This is a genomic window from Pedobacter sp. GW456-11-11-14-TSB4, from assembly GCF_059424425.1.
Genome location: NZ_JBWKZK010000002.1, coordinates 585536 through 605782, shown reverse-complemented (window position 1 = coordinate 605782; position 20247 = coordinate 585536). Strand labels below are relative to the sequence as shown.

Sequence of the window (20247 nt, the reverse complement as noted above, 5' to 3'; positions counted from 1 at the left end):
TTCTCTAAGTCGTTTACTTTTTAGTTACCTTGAATTCTGTTCTTCGGTTAAGTGCCCTACCCTCCGGATTATCTTTTCCTTTGGCCAAGTTATTTGGTGCAATTGGCACGCTAAAACCATACCCCTTACTTGTCATTCTATTTGCCGAAACACCTTTACTTACCAAATAATCTACAACAGATTTCGCCCTCCGATTTGATAAATCTAAATTGTAATCGGCACTTCCAATATTGTCTGTATGTGCAGCAAGCTCTATTTCAATATTTTCATTTTCAACCATTATGTTGTAGAGGTTTTCTAAGTTTAGTTTGGCAGTTTCTGTTAAATCTGCGCTATCAAATTCATATAAAATATTTTTGAGCACAATCGGTTTTTCTGGTATTTTATCTATACAAAGTTCACTTTGCAAAGTATCAATCGCAGCTAGTTGTGCTATCGTATAATCTATGTTTTTGGCAAAAAATTGTTTGTGGCTTGCTTTTACATGAAAGCCTCTGTTGTTGTTGATAACAAAGTTATATTTTCCATTTGCATCAGTTACAGCACTCATTTCTTGTAAATCTTGTCCGCTTAAGGTTACTGTTGCCCCAACAACAGGTTTTAAAGTTTCGCAGTCAATAAGCTTTCCATTAACACTCATAGTCTCTGTTTTTACATGAAACAATTCTAAACAGCAAACAGATTCACGATCTGAACTCACGTAGCCTTCGCTATCAGCTTCATTAAGCGATGTAAAATAAAGATCATCCTTTGGCGAATTAAAAGGATAGCCCATATTTCGTGGAGATGCCCATGTTTTAAAATCACCTTCGGCATGGTAAAAATCAAAACCTCCCATACCAATTCTACCGTTAGAACTATAAATTAGTTTTTTAGTTTTTGGGTTATAGTATGGTGCTTGTTCATCGCCTTTAGAGTTAATAACATCACCCATGTTTATTGCGTTACCAGTATTTCCATCAGCTCTAATTGGCGCATACCATAAATCATATTTACCTAAGCCACCGGGTCTATTCGATGAAAAAATTAAGTACTTACCATCTTTACTAATCGAAGGCTGCATAGAATTAAAACCTAAAACGTTAATTTCACCACCTAGTAAAACCGGTGCCGACCAATTGTTATCTGATGTTTTTTTAGACACATAAATGCTTCTGTTTTTATCATCCTTATTGTACCATGCTGTAAAATACATTAGTTGCCCATTAGGATGAATGGTTGGCGCCGCAGCTTCCATCATTTTTGTATTAACTATATCAATACGCTCAATTGATGATGCGTCTGCATTAGGGTTTTTATTAGTAGCGTAAATAGCATTTATATAAGGTGTTTCTTTTTTAGCAACTGTTACATTGTTATTGGTACCAGTTAAAATCTCAGTTTTTCCGTTGTTGTTAATAGGCCTTGATGAGGTAAAATAAAAATGCTGAGTGCCCAATGCAGATGCATAGTTTGAGCCAGCCATATTGATATTAGCTGGCAGCTTACTTAGTTTATACAATCGAGGATATTTAATTTCTGCTAAAGCAAATTTACATGATTCGATGTGATTTAACGCATTAACGCTATACTCGTCTTTAGCATTATGCTTAGCAATAAACCCTTCAAAAGCAGTAATTGCCTCTTCGAACTTGAAATTTGACCTCAAACATTCTGCGTACCAATAACTACTTAGCTCATATTTAGGGTTGGTAAAATTACTTGCCACAACATACCATTTCTCAGCATCCTGAAAGTTTTTGTATAGTCTTAATGATGTAGCTAGTTGAAATACAGCATATTCGTAATCGCTTCTTTTATTGATACTGCTTTCTTCTTTTATTTTTTTCTCGAAACCATAGGGTACTACAAACCCTGCACTATCTGCAGAAATTGACAATGCTTTTTTGTAATATTCTGCCGCAGCATAATATTCTTTATTTAAAAAATAAACATCGGCAACTCTTTTACTATCGGTTACCATTTGTGAGTTTGCAAACGTGTAACAAAAAATTAATAGGATAACAACTCTTAAAGCTCTCATATATTGGGATGGATTAAAGACGTGGACAGAAAAAATTTGGACCAACAATTCCTTTTCTGCTGGTAAATGAAACAGATAATTCTAAACCACCTCTGCTACCGGTAGCTCTGTTTAGTGATGATGTATTGAAATCGTAACTTACGCCAAAAACCATGCTTTTGTGGTGTATACCCAAAAAAGCAATAGCAGCGTCATCTACTCTATAATTAGAGCCTACTAATAAATCAGACTCTGGACTTAACATCATTTGTGCATAAGCACCAGCTGCTATTTCTTGGGCATCGCCTTGCTTAATGTAAATGAAGTTTGGCGTAATATCTAGCAAATAGTTTAGTTTAATACGAGCGCCTCCATGTCCATTGAAGCGCATAGGCAAACGTCCGTTCTGACCTACAAAGCGGTCTCTTGGGGTTGTTAAGTGTGCTACGCTAGCACCTGCGAAAACATTAACATTTTTATTGCCACTGCCATCAAAAAACATAAGTCCTGCATTAATATCTGGCGCCAAATAGCTAGCAGAGCTGATGTCATCATTCATTCCCATACTCGGGTCATAACCTAAAACTGGATTATACTGACTACCTAATGTAACTCTAGAAGCATCGAAACTTTTATTAATGATACCAGCCTGCATGCCAAAATTTATAATTTGCTCACCATCTCTACCCAACCTAATTCGATAAGCGGCAGACACTAGCGCATTAAGTTGGTTGTAATTAATAGCACCAGCAGTTTGGTTGATAATCATTGCCCCTATTGCTAAATTTTTTGTTGGCGATTTATCTATTGATGCTCCAGCTGTTAAATAGCCGTTATTTAAATTACTCCATTGTTGTTTTGCATTAATATTTACTCTATAATCTCCATCGGTAACACCAGTTAATGCAGGATTTAACCATAATGGATTGGCATAATACTGCGAAAAATGTGGATCAATTTGTGCTTTCGTATACTGGGCGCTAAGAACAATTACTAATGCCGCTGCTAATATTTTAAAGTTTTTCATTTTTTTTAATTTTAGGTTAGACATTATCTTAAAAGTGTGATTGTTCCTTTAAACGATTTGGTGGTGCCATCATTAAAAGTGACATCGATGTAATACACATACACCCCACTTGGTTGCATATTGCCTTTATATCGTCCATCCCAGCCAGCTGTTAATGAATTAGATTCAAATAAAAACTCTCCCCATTGGTTATAAATTCTCATTCTAAATCTCGATACGGTATTACCATAAGCTAGGAAATCATCATTTCTGCCATCGCCATTAGGCGTAAATGTGTTCGGGATAAACAAATCATTTTTAAATGGATTACTAGATGTACCTGTTACAGGTGTAGAGTTGGCACTTGTTTGGCAACTTAAAGTTCCAATGGCTCTTACAATAATGGTTACACTTTCGCCTGGTTGCAAACCTAATATGGTATGTGAGGTACCGCCATTTGATACTGACCAATTTACGCCGTTATTAGTTGAAACTTCGTAGCCACTTGCGCCGTTTACTGCATTCCAAGTAAACGTTATGCTATTAGCAGTTACGCCGCCTACGATAACAGTTGGTGCTACTAAAACTGGTAAAACATTAACAGTAATAGAAGTTCTATTGATACTTGCGCAGCCACCTGTTTTAGAAACACTCTCTACATAATAAGTTGTGTTAGTGGTTATTGCAGGAGTGGTAAATGAGCTACCTTCAGCTAACATTGTGCCACCAGAACTACTTGTATACCATCTGTAATTTAAATTAGGATCAGGATTGTTTACGCTTATTATGGTTGTACCACCTGCACAAATTGGATTATTAGTAGCACTTAAACTAAGCGGAGCCAATGGAACAGGTAAGGCTGTAATGGCAACAGGAGTTCTTGTACTCGATTGACATGAACCAGATACCGCTTCGGCATAATAAGTAACATTCGTAGTAATTATTGGGGTTGTAAAACTAGTTCCATTACCAACTGGTAAACCACCTGTCGCAGTTGTATACCAATTGTAAACTACATTAGCTACAGGATTAGATATGCTTAGAATGGTACTAATACCTATACAAACACTGATGTTATTTGAGGCAACTGTTGGAGGAAGTGGTTGTGGAGTAACTGTAACCTGAACTGCAATTCTACCACCCGTATTGCTACATCCGCCTGTTCCAATTGCTTGTACATAATATGTTGTATTTGCATTTAATACTGGAGTGGTAAAATTAATACCCACAAATACTGCAGTGCCGTTAGTAGCCGCTGTATACCATTCGTAATTCACTCCATTAACAGGATTATTAATGGTTAACGTTGTACTTTGTCCGGCGCAAATGTTTCTACCTGTTGAAGCTATAATTGGATCTGCTGGCGTAGGATTTACAGTGATTAATACAACTTTAGCATTAGCTGATGTATTTTCACAACGATTACTTCCTTTTACCGTTACGTAATAAGTTGTGTTTACTGATAAATTAGGTGTTGTGTATACAGCGCCAACAAATACTGGGTTAGTAAGTGCAGCATCACTATACCATGTAAATACCGGATTGATTACTACCGTACTACCTGCCGTTAATGTTGTTGTATTGTTGCCACAAATTGTTGTATTACCATTAACAATGATCTCATTTGCTATAGCAATTGGGTTTACATTTATGGTTATTGGTTTTGCATTTGCAGCTGTATTTTCACATTTGTTACTACCTTTAACTGTAACATAATATGTTGTACTACTGGTTAATGTTGGTGTTGTAAATGCCGGACCAACAAAAACAGGCGCTGTTAAAGATGCATCGCTGTACCAAGTAAACACAGGATTGCTTACCGTTACGCTACTTGCATTAATAGTTACGCTACCACTGCCGCAAACTAAGCTTGGTGTAGATAATACTATATCTGCTTGTTTCGCTCCTTCATTAACAGTAACGCTAACCAATTTAGCGGTAGCTGGCGAATTTTCGCATTTATTACTACCCTTAACAGTTAAATAATAATTTGTATTGCTGTTTAAAATTGGTGTTATAAATGTTGCACCACTAAAAGCAACAGTTGTTAAAGCAGCATCTGTATACCAAGTAAATATTGGATCTGTTACAGTTGTAGTACTTGCCACTAGTGTTGCACTACTACCTTCGCAAATGCTTTGGTTCGCGGCTGTTATATCATTGGCAGTAGCAATAGGTGATATTGTTACTTGTACAACTTTGGCATTAGCGGGTGCATTTTCACATTTATTATCGCCTTTTACAGTTACATAGAAAGTTGTATTTATAAATAATGGTGCGCTAGTAAATGATGGGCCGATGAATACCAAATTGGTTAAAGCTGCATCGGCATACCAACTAAACACTGGATTGTTTACTGTTGCACTAGTTGCTGTAAATTGAGCAGAAGAACCTGCGCATGCAGTAGCATTGCCAGTTACGATAATGTCTGTCATCCCAGCCAGTGAATTTACGGTTATGGTTACTACTTTTGCATTTGCAGGAGTATTTTCGCATTTATTTGTACCTTTTACAGTTACATAATAAGATGTTGTTGTAGTTAATGCAGGTACGATAAAAGTTGGGCCAACGTAAGCTACAACTGTTAATGAAGCATCACTATACCAAGTAAATACTGGGTTTGTTACCGTAAAACTAGAAGCGTTTAATGTAGTTTGGCTACCAGAACAAATTACAGCATCACTTACCGTGATATCTGATGCTAAAGCATACTCTTTTACAGTTACTGTAATTTGAGCAGCATTTGCTCCAGAACTTTCACATTTATTATCTCCTCTAACAGTTACATAATAGGTTTTGGTACTTGATAATAATGGAGTACTAAAAACAGCACCTGTAAATGCAACATCCGTTAAGGCTGCATCATTATACCAAGTGTATATCGGGTTATTTATAGTTGTACTACTTGCGGTTAAAATGGTATTTGTATCCTTACAAATTGAGGTATTACCATTAACAACAACGTCGGATGCTTGCGCACCAGGATTTACAGTAATGGTAATTGATAATGCATTAGCAGCTGTATTTTCACATTTGTTATCTCCTTTAACAGTTACATAATACGTAGTATTTTGAGTTAAAGCTGGCGATGTAAATACCGAACCTACAAAAGCAACATCTGTTAAGGTAGCATTGCGATACCAAGTAAATATCGGATTAGTAACCGTGGTAGAACTAGCCGTTAAACTTACTGTGCTACCCGAGCAAATAGTACTTATACCCGATAAATTAATGTCGGCAGCAGTGGCTGATGGATTAATGATTATTGATATTGACTTGGCATTAGTAGGTGAATTTTCGCATTTATTATCTCCACTAACAGTAACATAATAAGTAGTGTTATTAGTTAAAACCGGAGTTGTAAATGTGCTCCCAACAAATGCAACATCAGTTAATGTTGCATTGCGATACCAAGTAAATACTGGATTGGTTACCGTACTAGAGCTCGCAGTTAAAGTTGTTGCAGAAGTGCCGCAGATGGTTAAATTTCCAATTACGGTAATGTCATTTACTGTAGCAGATGGATTAACAGTTACAGAAACTTTTGTACGAGTGGCGCTGGCACAAGTATTTCCATTTACGGCCTCAACAAAAAAATCAAATATTCCTGCTGTAGTAAAAACAGGTGTTGTATAAGTTGAATTATTGAGAACTAAAAGATTGCCATTGGCATCGTACCAGTTGAAATTAACACCAGCAACAGCTTGTACACCTAATGTTACGCTACTGCCTGTACATGCTTTTGTTGGATTACCAGTTACAGGAATTGGTGGAGCTGGAGGTGCTAATACTGTTACCACTACTTTTGTTGGCGTACTTTCGCAACCAAAAGCAAATGCTATTACAAAATAATTATAAGTACCAGCCGCTAATGTAGTTGGTGTAGTGAATGTAGGTCCATCTGCCTGAAAAGTGTTTTCTAAAAACCATCTATAAGTTACGCCTGCTTGAGGGTTATTTACACTTAATGTTGCAGTAGCACCTTGACAAAAACTTACTGCTGTAGCTGCTACTTCGGGAGCTTTATTGATGCGTTGTGCATAATCAAAATTTACAGAAGTTAAAGCACCTAAAAAACCAGAGTTTAATCTAACCTCTACCCCATCAAAAGTTGTTGTTGGAACAAAAGATAAGGTTAACGAACTTCCATCGCTTAATAAATCTAATTGTATTAAAGGATTTGTAACAACCAAAGCATCAGCATTGCTAGTTGAGCCATTGTATGTTGTAATACTTATATTAGGCAATACTGCTAAGGATAGTAATCTAGAAGGAGATGAGAGTTTAATTCTTAATGTATCTCCAACTCTAGATAATCCACCATCAAAACCAACCCTTTGAAAAACTGATGCACTTAAAGCACCAACCGGCATTAGTAAACTAGAACCTGTCTGTGTATTATTGTCAATTGCTAAATTAGGATTAACCACACCTGCCAATAGCGCAACACCAGTTACACCATCTGCAAGTGCAATAGTAGCAGCACCACAAGGCGTAGCAATTGGCGTTCCATTAGGGATAACCGTAACTAATACTGATGTTCGGGCAGATGCCGGACAAGGACCAGGAACTACAGCTTCTACAAAATAAGTGGTATTTGCAGTTAATGCCGGAGTTGCAAACGTAGAACCAGTAAATATTATTGTTGTTGATGTTGCTGTTGAGTACCAATTAAAAACAGCACCACTAGTACTCGAACTTGCTGTTAATATTGCTGAAGATCCTTCTGATACCGATACTGAAGCTGGAATTACTACAGGAGCATCAACTGTGGCACCTACCGTGATGTTTGCTGTTGCTCTTGCAGAAGTACCACATGCATTTACTGCTTCTACAGAAAAGGTTGTATTTGAAGTTACTGTTGCGATAGTAAATGTGTTTCCATCCTGCCCAGCTTGGTATACACCACCACTATTGTACCATTTGTACGTTGTGCCTGCAACTGGATTTTTCACTTCTAAGACAACGTTGTTACCTGAACAGGTATTCACATTTGCAAAAAGCAATTCTGGCAAAACTGGCAAAGGATTAACAGTAACAGTAACTTGTGTTTTTGCGCTTTCGCAACCTGAAGCTGTACTCACAGTTACAAAATAACTATTGTTAGCTGTTATTGCTGGAGTAGTAAAAGTGGCCGTATTCGTTGTGGCTAATAAAACTCCACTAGCATCATACCACTTATAGGTGTTAGTGGCATTGAAATTACCAACCGTTAGTGTAGCTGGCTGATTAGCACAAACTGCAACATTTGCAGCCGTAACAGTTGGCTTAGTAATCACACGTTGCGCATAATTTACGTTTATGGAAGTTAAAGCTCCAACCAATCCAGAATTTAACCTAACTTCTATTGCATCAAAAACAGCAGTTGGTACAAAAGTTAATAGCGCTTGTGAACCTCCACTTAAAAGATTTAGATTGATTAGCGGATTATTAGAGAATGCTGCATCGTTATTGCTTGCCCCAGCATTGTAACTAGTAAGTTGTAAACTGCCTAATACTGCTGCTGATAATAATCTACCTGGAGAATTGATTAAAACTCTTACAGTATCGCCAATATTGGAAGCACTTGGAAATGATAATCGTTGATATACTGAACCTGCTAATCCAACCGGGATTAATAATGTAGAGCCTGTTTGTGTGTTATCATCAATGGCTAAGTTAGCATTTGATACACCAGCAAGAATAGTTAACACACCATTAACACCATTGGTTTGAGAAGTTGCTGCTTCGCAAGGTACCGGATTAACAACACCTGTTCCATTTACGTTAATGGTAACCTGAACTCTATTTGATGAGACACAAGAAGTAGCAGTATTAAAACTTTCTACAAAATAAGAAGTAGTGGTATTAAGTGGTGGAGTTACAAAGGTAGCGCCTGTAAAAATTGGACTTGTTGCGTTGGTAGAATCAAACCAATTGAAATTAACATCAGCTTCTGTAGAACTTGCTGTAATTACTGCAGTTTGCCCTTGATTAATTGTTGATGAAGAAGCTTGAACTTGTGGAGCGGCTGGCCTAGGATTTACAGTTAAAGTAACCGCTGCTCTTGTAGCACTCACACATCCACTTTGTGAAGCCTCTACATAATAAGTTTTGTTTGCGGTTAAACTTGGAGTGGTAAATGAAGTTCCTGTAAAAATTACCGTTCCATTTGTAGCAGTTTCGAACCATTGATAGGTAATTGTAGGATCTGGATTGCTAACTGATAAAGTTGTAGTAGCACCTTGACAGCTTGCTGTTGGTGCAACAATTACTGGAACAGCTAGTACAGGCGTAACATTTACCGTTACTGGTACCCTTTCTGCATTTGCACATCCAGCTTTGCTAATTTCTATATAATACGTTGTTGTTGTAGTTAAAGCTGGCGTGGTGTAAGTATTTCCATTTGCTAATACAGTACCACCAACCGCTGCACTATACCAGGTTAATGCAGTACCTCCATTTGGAGTTGCGTTTAAAGTTATAGTGTTACCTGAGCAGATTGATAAATTAGTTGTGGCAAGTGTTGGCTTAGGATATTTGATTTGTGCACTGTAAATATCTATGCTATTCAATGCAGCAACTGTGGCAGCAAATCTCACCTCAACCCTATCATACACACCACCTGCTAACAATGTGGCTTTAAATCGATTACCACCTAAAAGTCTGAGCTCAATTAAGGCCGAGTTTAATTGGTAACTACTTACCACAGAAGAGCCGTTCATTACACTCACCGTTACTCCACTCAGCACTCCTAAATCTAACAACCCAGTAGGCGTTGCCAAATCTAAACTGATACTATCTGTTGCAGTACCTGCTGATGGAAAAATTAAGCGTTGGAAACCTTGAGCGCCAACACCTACTGCAAGCGTAATTCTAGTAAAGTTGTTTAAATCTGCATCTGTAGAATTTGATGGATTACTAATACCGCAACCAATGCATATTCCTGAAATACCACTGTTTTGACTGTTTGCAAAATTACAGTTAGGCGTTGTGCCACCATTTAAAACTGTAACTGTAACCGCCACTCTAGTTAAGCTTGCGCAACCAGCTGCACTTACAGCTTCTGCATAATAAGTTGTGGTTGTAGTTAAATTTGGTGTAGTAAAACTTTGTCCACTAGCTAGGCTAGCACCACCTGTTGCTGTTGCATACCAGCGTATAGTTTCTCCGGCATTTGCCGATGCTTGTAATACTGTATTTTGACCGCTATTGATAATTTGATTGTTAGTTAGCACCGTAGGTGCATTTGGTGCAGGATTAATATTTACGGTAACTGCTATTCTGTTACTCACTGCAGTGCCAGATACTGCTTCTACATAAAAAGTAGTTGTGGCATTTACAATTGGTGTAATAAAAGTTCCGTTATTATTGGTTACCAAAGGAGTATTTCCTGTTGGGCCATACCAATTGTAAGTTACACCTGCTTGTAAATTGCTTACCGTTAATGTTGCTGCCGAGCCGCCACAAATAGTTGCATTGGCAACAATAGGAGGATTTACGTTAACAGTAATGCTATAATTTGTGCTAACCGTATTGCCGCCAGCATCTGAAGCTGTTAAAGAAATTACAAAATTGCCACCTTGAGTTGGTGTACCTGTTACCTCTCTGGTTGAAGGATTAAAACTTAAACCAGGAGGCAAATTAGTAGCTACGTAGCTGTAAGGCGATGTTCCACCAGTTACTTCTGGTAACGTTTGTGTTGGATAAGTTTGACCAACAATACCATTTACCAAAGTTGCAGTAGGTAAGTTTAGTGCCCCAATTACTTTTAGTGAGTAGGTATTACTAATTGTTTTTAATTCTGCATCTTGAGCAGTTAAAGTAATGCTGTAATTACCTGCTTGTGTGGGTGTGCCCGTTATTTGGCGTGTTGCATTATCAAAAAGTAAACCGTTTGGTAAGTTACTGGCCGTATATGTGTAAGGACCAATACCACCACTTGCAGCTGGAAGAGTCTGTGTTGGATAAACCATATTCACATTTCCATCAGGCAAGGTTTGATTTGGCAAACTCAAAGGGTCTTGAATTCTAATCGAATAATTTACAGTAGTTGTTCTGCCTTCACCATCACTTACTGTAACTGGAATAACAAATGTGCCTGATTGACTTGGAATGCCAGTAATTTCTCTAGTACTACCATTAAATGATAATCCTGGAGGCAAATTATTTGCGGTATAAGTATATGGAGTTGTTCCCCCTGTTGCAGGCAAAATAGTTTGGGTTAGGTATGTACTCCCAACAATACCATCTGCTAATGGTGTAGTTGCAAGAACTAAAGGATCTTTAACTACAATAGTGTAATTGTTAGAAGTTTGATTACCATCAGCATCTGTTACCACGATATTTACCACGTAACTACCTGCTTGTGTTGGAGTTTGCGTAATGGTTCTGGTAGCGGGATCAAATGATAAACCAGGAGGAAGATTAGTTGCTAAATAAGTATAAGGACCTGTACCACCTGTTGCTGCCGGAATAATTTGTGGTGGATATAGCGTACCAACCGTGCCATTAGGTAATGTAGCTGGTGCAAGTTGCAATGGAGTAGTAACTTTAATGTTGAAAGTTGCAACTGCCGTACAATTTTTACTATCTGTAGTTGTTATGCTAAATGAAAAATCTCCAGCGGCGGTAGGTGTTCCTCCTATTTGTCCACTAGTTGATAAAACTAATCCTGCCGGTAATTGAGAGCCAGCAGTTAATGCATAGGTATAAATTGGTGTACCACCAGTAGCCACATTTATTTGCTTGCTATATGCAGTACCTACATTCGCATTAGCCAATGTTGTGGTACTAAAATTAATTGCTGGATTTACAACCACATTAATTGGCACTCGCAACGATTCTGCTGTACAGCCAATTTTACGTGCAGCCACATAATAAGTTTTATTTGCTAATAAAGTAGGTGTAACGAATGTGGCATTATACGCAGTGGATGCTAAAGCTGTACCACCCTCCAATACATCATACCAAACCAATTCATTAGCACTATCTGTTGTGGCAGCAAGTGTAGCGGTAGTATTATAACAAATGTTTACAGTATTAGAAATAGGTGCATTAAAAGTTGGTCGAGCAGCGGAACTGAATACACTATATAAGTTTACAGTTTGCGTTAAACCAACATTTAAGAGAGAATTAAGCCTTATCTGTACCCTATTAAAAGATGAACTTGGTTTAAACGGAATACTGGCAACATTACCTCCGTTTAATAAACCCAACAAATCTAGGGTAATTAATGAATTTAAATTCTGTGAAAAAATCTCGGTATTACCATTGTAAGCACTTATAGTAATGTTATTTAACACATCGGCGCTAATAAGTGCCGGATTAATGCTTAAGCGAACACTAAACTCGTCTCCTGGGGTAGATAATGTTGAGAAATAAATATTCTGACTAATTGACCCAGCAACACCTAGTGCACCTAAACTAATTTCAGAAAAATTAGTTTGATCTGCATCAATTGCCCTTTCCGCATTTGTTACTCCGGCCTTTCCAATCCCTAGTACATCAACAGTTAATCCGTTACCTTCAAAACCGGTTGCAAATCCATTAGCACAAGCTTCGCTGCCCGAAAAATAAAAAGCATTGTAAACTCTTGTTTCGTTAGTTGTACCCAACAATAATGCATTGGTAATATCTTTTACATAAACTTTATCATAAGCCTGCGTTGGCGTAATTGCCATATAAAATAAACCTGCACCATCTTTAATTAGCCTTAAACTAGGACTATTAAAACCTGTTGAACTTGACCCAGAAATTAAAGTTGCACCTGCTGCGTTTCTAGCTCCAACTTCAAAAACATGATCTCCTAAAACAACATTACCAACAACATTTGCTAATAGGCTACCTAAATTGCCGCCTAACAAGGCATTTAAAATATCGCTATCAGTATCTATTCTTATAAAACTCGTTGTATTTGCGGGTAAAACCGATGGAAACTTAAGTTCTAACTCACCACTAAATTTTCCAAGTCCCAATGTTCCTCCTCTTGACCTAACTGTTGCAAAATTGTTTGCATCAGTAGTTGCATTATTAGGATTGTCTACTTGATTGGCTTTTACTGTTGCTGTTGTGGCATAATTTTTAGTTTGCGCATACGAACTAATACAAAATAGCGTTAGTATACTCAAAGTGCCTACAAATGCGATCCAAGAATGAAATCGGCGTTTTAGCGTAAAAATTAAATTCATAGAATAGGGATTAAAGGTTAATTCTGTTGCAATTTTAAGCAGCAAAACCACTCAATCCTTCGTTCACTTTGTTCAAAGAACCCCTCACAAGTATAAATTTGTTCATTTTGTTCATTACCTGAACAGATACCATATTGCGTTATAGTTAATACTATATTAGAGCTCATTCAATATAACTGCTCTTAAAAAATGAATAAGTTGAGTTTACATGAGCTTAGGCATTTGATTTTACAAAAATTTGGTATCCGTAAAATTAGCCCCTCCGATTGTAATACTATTGCATTAGAAATATCGCGTAAGACTAAAAAAACCATAAGCGCTACCACAATTAAAAGATTTTTTGGTTTTGCTGCTGTGAATTATCAATTCTCAAAATTTACGGTTAATACACTTATTTCATTTTTAGAAATAGATCATGATGGAATTTTAATTAATAATTTAACTCCCGATAAAGAAATAGTAAATGATCCGGAATCAATTATCCATGAGCGGGCAAGGATAATTTCAACAGAAACATTAGCCAAAATTAAGGCTTTTAGCACTATTCCGTATGGTAATACGATCCCCAGAAAGTTTGCAATGCACGATTTTGATTTATTTTATCGTGGCGATTACAACTTTACAGCTTTTATTGCTCAATCTGGTTTCGGCAAAAGTATTTTACAAAGTCATCTGGTTTATGAAAATTTTTTAGCAAAAAATGCCAAGTACCAAAACGACATTATTTTATACATTTCCGCTGAAAAATTAATCAATATTAACAGAGACTTTATTGATATTGAAGAAAATATTTTATCTATTCTAAGTATCCAAACTAAATTATCCTTTACTGAATACTTTAATCACATCCACATCAAAAGCGGTAAAAAACTGGTTATCGTACTTGAATCATTATATGTAATATGTAAAGAAAAAGGAATTAAACAGCGCATTTTTGATGGTATCATTAGATTTTTACTAAATATAGAAAGTAGCAGTGCTATTAAATTCGTTTTTGGTGCTAGAACTTATGTGTGGCGCAGATTTTATGAGCGAATTAAACACTCGGTATTTTTAAGGAAAAAGTGGTTCCCCGGAAGTTATTATAGAACAACTGAACAGCAAAACGTACCAGCATTAACCATATCAGAAATTGATTTGATATTATCAGGAATGTATATCGATCCAAAAAGGATAAATCCAGAAATAAAAGCACAATTAAGATATGCATTTAACTTTCAATATATTGATCAACTTAAAGAAAAGGGTATCTTAAGTAGTTCGATTTTACCCTTCAAAATTATTCAACTTTTTCATGAGCAAAAATTGCTCAATAGTTCTTTTATAGACGAGAAGAAATTATTTTTCAACCACTTCATTGAGCATACTGGTTTTGGGCAAAAAGGTGAAATGATCGAAAAATCGCTTTTAATGAAAGATTTCCATCATTACAAACATGCCTATATGGAATTGCTTTTTGAAGGAATAATTACTGAAGAAAAGCATTTGAAAAATGGCTTTCAAGTTGAACATGTTAAATTTACCTATCCGTATTTATTCGAATATCTGGTTTATCATAATTTAATCGATAAACAAAAAGAGCTTACCGAGAGCTTAAAAACGATTTTAAACTTAGAAGTGAATGTACTTGCAAGATTAAAACTATGCTCGTTTGAGCACATCAACAAACATCGTTTTAATATTATTATTGAGGCTTTTAATTTAAATATACATACCAAAGAACTTACACAATTAATGAGTTTTGTATCTGACTGTATAAGTATACAAATCAACCAAAACCCAGCAATTGTTAATCAATTAAAATTCTATAAATTTGATATTGAATTTAATAAAAAATTATTAAATATCGATTTTCTGGATCCTTTAATTGTTCCGGTTTTGCAGCAATACTTAAAGTTTTCTACAAACTCTGATACATTATTTTATTGCGAAACTATACTTTGTTTACATGATTGCTTCAACCTAAATGTTTCGAATTTATCCATACGTTTAAACGAACTTGAGCACTTAAATATTACTAATGATGCACTTAAACCGAGTATTTTATTAATTAGGTATGCTATTTCAAAATTGAATAATAATTTATCTGAATTTGATCTGCCAGACAATCAGATTAGCAAAATTTATGAGCAAATATCAGCACTTCCGTCTACCTATGGAAAGAAATTAATGCAAATTGCTTCCTTAATCATTAACTGGATTTGCACCAAAAAAATTGAATTAATACCAAAAGATATTAATCAAATTATAAATAAAATCAACTCTCAGAACACTTCTATTGATGTGAGTTACGAAACTGATTTATTAAGACTAATTTTTTTACAAAATCAACCCTTAATAAAGTCTGAAAATTACCATAATATGCTTTCAAAATTGAAAGCAACCTCCGAAGGTAAAACATTTTTCACATCTGCAATTAGGTATTTGACAGATACGCAAACACAAATAAATTTAGGAGATACCGAAGGTGCTATTGCTACAGCACAACTAGCCATAGATTTTTACAAAACACATCAGCTTAAAGCATTTGAGGTTAAAGTATATAGGTTACTTATCGAAATTTATGAGGAAAAGAACGACTTAGAAAAAGTAACCGAATACAAATATCACCTGCTTCAATTGTCTGAAAATAATCAATTTAAAAATCAGCAAGTTAGCTAAACCTCAATTTAACAGCTCTCTATAATTACATTCAATCATATTGAAATAGTTTGTGGCATACATATCTTTAGAAGTAGTTTTTGAACCATTTAAAACGTAACAAAAATGATAAATTCTGCTAAGCACACATCCAGTTTGTCTAAATTTTCGTTTATTTACTTAGACAAAAATGAAGTTTTCAATCTCGCATTTAGAGCAGCTTACCGGTGTACCAATTCATACCATTAGAATTTGGGAAAGAAGATATCATGCCCTATTGCCAGATCGCACAGAGGGCAATACAAGAATTTATTCTGATGATCATTTAAAAAGATTGCTAGATATTGTAAGTTTGGTACAATCAGGGGTTAAAATCTCAAATGCTTGTTCACTTTCGCAGCAACAAATTAATCATTTTTTAGAAGCTGAATTCAGTAAAACTGCTGGCATTGATGAAAAACATGAGTTTTACATCTCCCAATTGATAAAATATGGCTTAACTTTTAATGAAGTTGATTTTAGTAAATTATTACAAAATTGCTTTAATAATTATTCTGTAGAGAAATCTTATCAATATATCATTTATCCAGTATTACAACGAATTGGATTGTTATGGCGTAAAGATGAAGTTTGCCCTGCTCAAGAACATTTTGTTACCAACTTAGTTCGTCAGAAACTGATGGTAGCAATAGAGCAAATTCCGTTAGCCTCTTTAAAAAAATCTACTTGGTTGCTTTGTCTTCCTGAAGATGAAGAACATGATATTCCACTTCTTTTTGCTAATTATTTATTACGCAACAGCGGATTTAAAGTAATTTATTTAGGTGAAAAAGTACCATTAAGTTCAATACAAAACGCAATACATCAAAATAACATCCCTCACCTTTTATTATTTATGGTTAGACAAAGACCAATAACAGAAACTAAAAATTTAATTAAGGAGCTAAGCACTCAAAATCCAGCAATTAAAATCCATGTTTCTGGAAATGCCGCATTAATTAGCTCTTTAAAGTTAGATCAAAACATCAATCATATATCGTCTATAGCCGCTTTTAACACCTATCTTCATCAACTTATTTATGCCAATTAAACAAATAAATCAACAAAAAATAGCCATTATAGGCTCTGGCTTTGCAGGTTTAAGTGCAGCATGCTATTTATCTAAAGCTGGATACAATGTTGATGTTTATGAGAAAAACGAAGACATTGGTGGCAGAGCAAGGCAAATGGTTACAGACAATGGCTATAAATTTGACATGGGACCAAGTTGGTATTGGATGCCAGATGTTTTTGAAAGGTTTTTTGCAGACTTTGGAAAGAAACCATCAGACTTTTATGAACTTACCCTATTAGACCCAGGTTTTTCGATTGTTTTTGGGCAAAACGACGTAATGGATATCCCAAATGATCAGTTAGCTTTGGATGATCTTTTTGAAAGTATTGAAAAAGGTAGCGCTAAAAAACTAAAACAATTTTTAGAAGAAGCCGCCTATAAATATAAAGTAGGCATGGATAAACTGGTTTACAAACCTGGTTTATCAATTACGGAGTTTATTGATCTAGATATTTTTAAAGGAATTTTCAAGCTTCAATTACTTACCTCATTTCATAATCATGTACGTAAGTTCTTTAAGCATCCAAAACTAATTGCTTTAATGGAATTCCCAATTTTATTTTTGGGTGCCACCGCTTCTGACACTCCAGCTTTATATAGTTTAATGAATTATGCGGGCTTAAGTTTAGGTACTTGGTATCCAAAAGGTGGTTTTGTTGCTGTAATTAACGCAATGAAAGATTTAGCTGTACAACAAGGGGTTAAGTTTTATACCAATGAAACAGTTCAATCTTTTGTAATTGATGATCATGAAGTTACTCAGCTAAAATCGACTACTAAAACAGAAGATTATGATGGTGTAATTGCAGCTGCAGACTACCATCATATTGAAGAGGTGTTAGGAGATAACTACAGAAATTACAAGGAAAAATATTGGGATAAACGTGTAATGGCGCCATCGAGCTTATTATTTTATTTAGGTGTAACTAAAAAAATCCATAAGCTGCATCACCATACTTTATTTTTTGATGAAGATTTAGCTTTACATGCCGAAGAAATTTACACCACACCAAAATGGCCAAGTAAACCTTTGTTTTATGTGTGCTGTACTTCAAAAACAGATCCTGATGTAGCACCAGCCGGCCACGAAAATGTATTTATTCTTATTCCTTTAGCACCAAATTTAGAAGATACAGAAGCTCTGAGAGAAAAATATTATCACATAGTGATGGAAAGGTTAGAGAAATTTACCGGGACAGCAATTGCCAATTCTGTAGATTATAAAAAGAGCTATTGCATTACAGATTTTGTAAGTGATTATAATGCCTACAAAGGTAATGCTTATGGTTTGGCAAACACTTTGCCACAAACGGCAAACTTAAAACCTTCTATTCAGAATAAAAAGCTGGCTAACTTTTGCTATGCTGGTCAGTTAACAGTTCCAGGTCCTGGTGTACCGCCTTCTATAATTTCGGGCAAAGTAGCCAGCGATGTACTTACTAAACACCTAGAGAAACAAATATGAAACAGACATTTGACACATTATCTGCCTCATGCAGCAAGCTAACTACTTTAAGGTACAGCACTAGTTTTTCGTTAGGCATTTATTTTTTGCATAAAAAACTTCGTCAGCCAATTTATGCAATTTATGGTTTTGTTAGGCTCGCTGATGAAATAGTGGATAGCTTTCATGATTACGACAAGCCTTATTTACTACAAAAATTTAAGAGCGATTGCAATGAGGCCATAGAACAAGGCATTAGCTTAAACCCGATCTTAAACTCGTTTCAGCAAGTTGTTAACCAATACCAAATTGACCATGAGTTAATTGCTTTATTCTTGAAAAGCATGGAGATGGATTTAAATGAACAGACTTATTGCAATGATAAGTATGATGAATACATTTTAGGTTCTGCTCAGGTTGTTGGCTTAATGTGCTTAAAGGTTTTTACCAATGGTGATGAGGCTGAATATCAAAGATTAAAACCTTCTGCGATGCGTTTAGGATCTGCATTTCAAAAAGTTAATTTTTTAAGAGATTTAAAAGCAGATTTCCAACAGTTAAATCGCTCTTACTTCCCTAATATCGATTTAACTAATTTCAGTATCGCAGCAAAAAAAGAAATAGAGGCTGATATAGAAAATGAATTTAAATTGGCTTTAGAAGGGATAAAACAATTACCAAAAAGCGCTAAAAAAGGGGTTTATTTAGCATATATCTATTATTTAGAACTGTTTAAGAAAATTAAAAAAGCACCACCAGAAAAAGTGATGAATAATAGAATTAGAATTTCAAATGGCCACAAATTTGGTTTGATGTTCGATTCATTATTAAGACACAAAATGAACGTGTTATGAAATTTTTAGCGGTGCTGATATTATTTATGGCTTCGGTTGCGTTAAAATTTAATGATACTGATGTGGCTACTTTACGTAAGCTATATTACGAAGCCGCAGAAAATAAAGCTGCTGTAAAAAAACTATCAGCTTTGCTTAGTAAAGTTAATGATAATTCTGAGGCACTTTTAATTGGTTATAAAGGCGCAGCAGAAATGATGGAAGCTAAATATGCTTTTAATCCAATTACCAAACTAAGCAAATTTAACAAAGGAAAAACCTATTTAGAAAAAGCAATAAAAAAAGACCTAAAGGAAGTAGAGTTAAGATTTATCAGGTTTTCGATACAAACAAACCTACCCTCTTTTTTAGGATATAATGATCATATTAAAACTGATAAAATTTTGCTGATTAATGCTGTTCCATCTGTTACAGATAAGCAGCTTAAAAATAACATTATAGATTATTTAATTATATCCAAGCAATGCAATCAGGAAGAAATTAAAAAATTAAAAGCTTGGCAGAAGACGTAATTTTAGTAGACAATAACGACAATGAAATTGGCACAATGCCAAAAATGGAAGCGCATGTTGATGGCATTTTACATCGTGCTTTCTCGGTGTTTATTTTTAATACCAAAGGCGATTTATTATTGCAACAGAGAGCATTTGATAAATACCATTCTGGCGGAAAGTGGACTAATACCTGTTGCAGTCATCAAAGAAGTGGCGAAAAAAATATCACGGCAGCAAACAGAAGGCTGTTAGAAGAAATGGGTATGAGCTGCCAATTGAGTTATGGTTTTAACTTTTTATACAAAGCCAATGTAGAAAATGGTTTGATAGAACATGAATTTGATCACGTATTTTATGGCATAACAGATGACTTGCCGATTATAAATTTAACAGAGGTAGCTGATTATAAATACTTAAATTTGTATGATTTGGCTGATGAGTTAAAAAGAAATCCAGATCAATATACAGAATGGCTTAAAATTGCTATCGATAAGATTTTAACGCTATACAAAACAATTTTTTAG

At 35.4% G+C, this 20247-nt stretch carries 9 protein-coding genes; 6 read left to right on the top strand and 3 right to left on the bottom strand.

The window, feature by feature from the left end:
• Positions 1-13: 13 nt before the first annotated feature.
• From AC07XU_RS09995 to AC07XU_RS09985, 3 genes are read right to left on the bottom strand one after another with little or no spacing between them, the layout of a single operon-like run.
• Positions 14-2023, bottom strand: a complete 2010-nt coding sequence (locus AC07XU_RS09995; protein WP_494943504.1) for an OmpA family protein — start codon at positions 2021-2023, stop codon at positions 14-16.
• A 13-nt stretch (positions 2024-2036) separates the two neighbouring features.
• A complete protein-coding gene (locus AC07XU_RS09990; RefSeq protein WP_494943503.1) occupies positions 2037-3029 on the bottom strand; it encodes a PorP/SprF family type IX secretion system membrane protein in 993 nt (330 codons plus the stop codon).
• 23 nt (positions 3030-3052) lie between these two features.
• On the bottom strand, positions 3053-13177 hold the full coding sequence (locus tag AC07XU_RS09985) for an Ig-like domain-containing protein (RefSeq protein ID WP_494943502.1): 10125 nt from the start codon (positions 13175-13177) through the stop codon (positions 3053-3055).
• 189 nt (positions 13178-13366) lie between these two features.
• Here AC07XU_RS09985 and AC07XU_RS09980 point away from each other — a divergent pair, with 189 nt between their 5' ends.
• The 6 genes from AC07XU_RS09980 (at position 13367) to idi (ending at position 20247) form a co-directional block, all read left to right on the top strand.
• The gene (locus AC07XU_RS09980) at positions 13367-15838 is read left to right on the top strand and encodes a hypothetical protein (protein ID WP_494943501.1); all 2472 of its coding nucleotides are present in this window, start codon (positions 13367-13369) and stop codon (positions 15836-15838) included.
• A 169-nt stretch (positions 15839-16007) separates the two neighbouring features.
• The gene (locus tag AC07XU_RS09975) at positions 16008-16907 is read left to right on the top strand and encodes a MerR family transcriptional regulator (RefSeq protein WP_494943500.1); all 900 of its coding nucleotides are present in this window, start codon (positions 16008-16010) and stop codon (positions 16905-16907) included.
• Complete coding sequence (gene crtID, locus AC07XU_RS09970; protein WP_494943499.1) at positions 16897-18396, top strand: bifunctional phytoene desaturase/3,4-desaturase; 1500 nt, start codon at positions 16897-16899, stop codon at positions 18394-18396. The genes AC07XU_RS09975 and crtID overlap by 11 nt, the downstream gene beginning before the upstream one ends.
• The gene (locus AC07XU_RS09965) at positions 18393-19229 is read left to right on the top strand and encodes a phytoene/squalene synthase family protein (RefSeq protein ID WP_494943498.1); all 837 of its coding nucleotides are present in this window, start codon (positions 18393-18395) and stop codon (positions 19227-19229) included. Before crtID ends, AC07XU_RS09965 begins: the two co-directional genes overlap by 4 nt.
• On the top strand, positions 19226-19741 hold the full coding sequence (locus AC07XU_RS09960) for a hypothetical protein (protein WP_494943497.1): 516 nt from the start codon (positions 19226-19228) through the stop codon (positions 19739-19741). The genes AC07XU_RS09965 and AC07XU_RS09960 overlap by 4 nt, the downstream gene beginning before the upstream one ends.
• Positions 19726-20247, top strand: coding sequence for an isopentenyl-diphosphate Delta-isomerase (idi, locus tag AC07XU_RS09955; protein ID WP_494943496.1), 522 nt, complete (start codon positions 19726-19728; stop codon positions 20245-20247). Before AC07XU_RS09960 ends, idi begins: the two co-directional genes overlap by 16 nt.

Coding starts and splice junctions, on each gene's coding strand:
- AC07XU_RS09995 (WP_494943504.1), bottom strand. CDS start 2,023: ATGAGAGCTTTAAGAGTTGTTATCCTATTAATTTTTTGTTACACGTTT.
- AC07XU_RS09990 (WP_494943503.1), bottom strand. CDS start 3,029: ATGAAAAACTTTAAAATATTAGCAGCGGCATTAGTAATTGTTCTTAGC.
- AC07XU_RS09985 (WP_494943502.1), bottom strand. CDS start 13,177: ATGAATTTAATTTTTACGCTAAAACGCCGATTTCATTCTTGGATCGCA.
- AC07XU_RS09980 (WP_494943501.1), top strand. CDS start 13,367: ATGAATAAGTTGAGTTTACATGAGCTTAGGCATTTGATTTTACAAAAA.
- AC07XU_RS09975 (WP_494943500.1), top strand. CDS start 16,008: ATGAAGTTTTCAATCTCGCATTTAGAGCAGCTTACCGGTGTACCAATT.
- crtID (WP_494943499.1), top strand. CDS start 16,897: ATGCCAATTAAACAAATAAATCAACAAAAAATAGCCATTATAGGCTCT.
- AC07XU_RS09965 (WP_494943498.1), top strand. CDS start 18,393: ATGAAACAGACATTTGACACATTATCTGCCTCATGCAGCAAGCTAACT.
- AC07XU_RS09960 (WP_494943497.1), top strand. CDS start 19,226: ATGAAATTTTTAGCGGTGCTGATATTATTTATGGCTTCGGTTGCGTTA.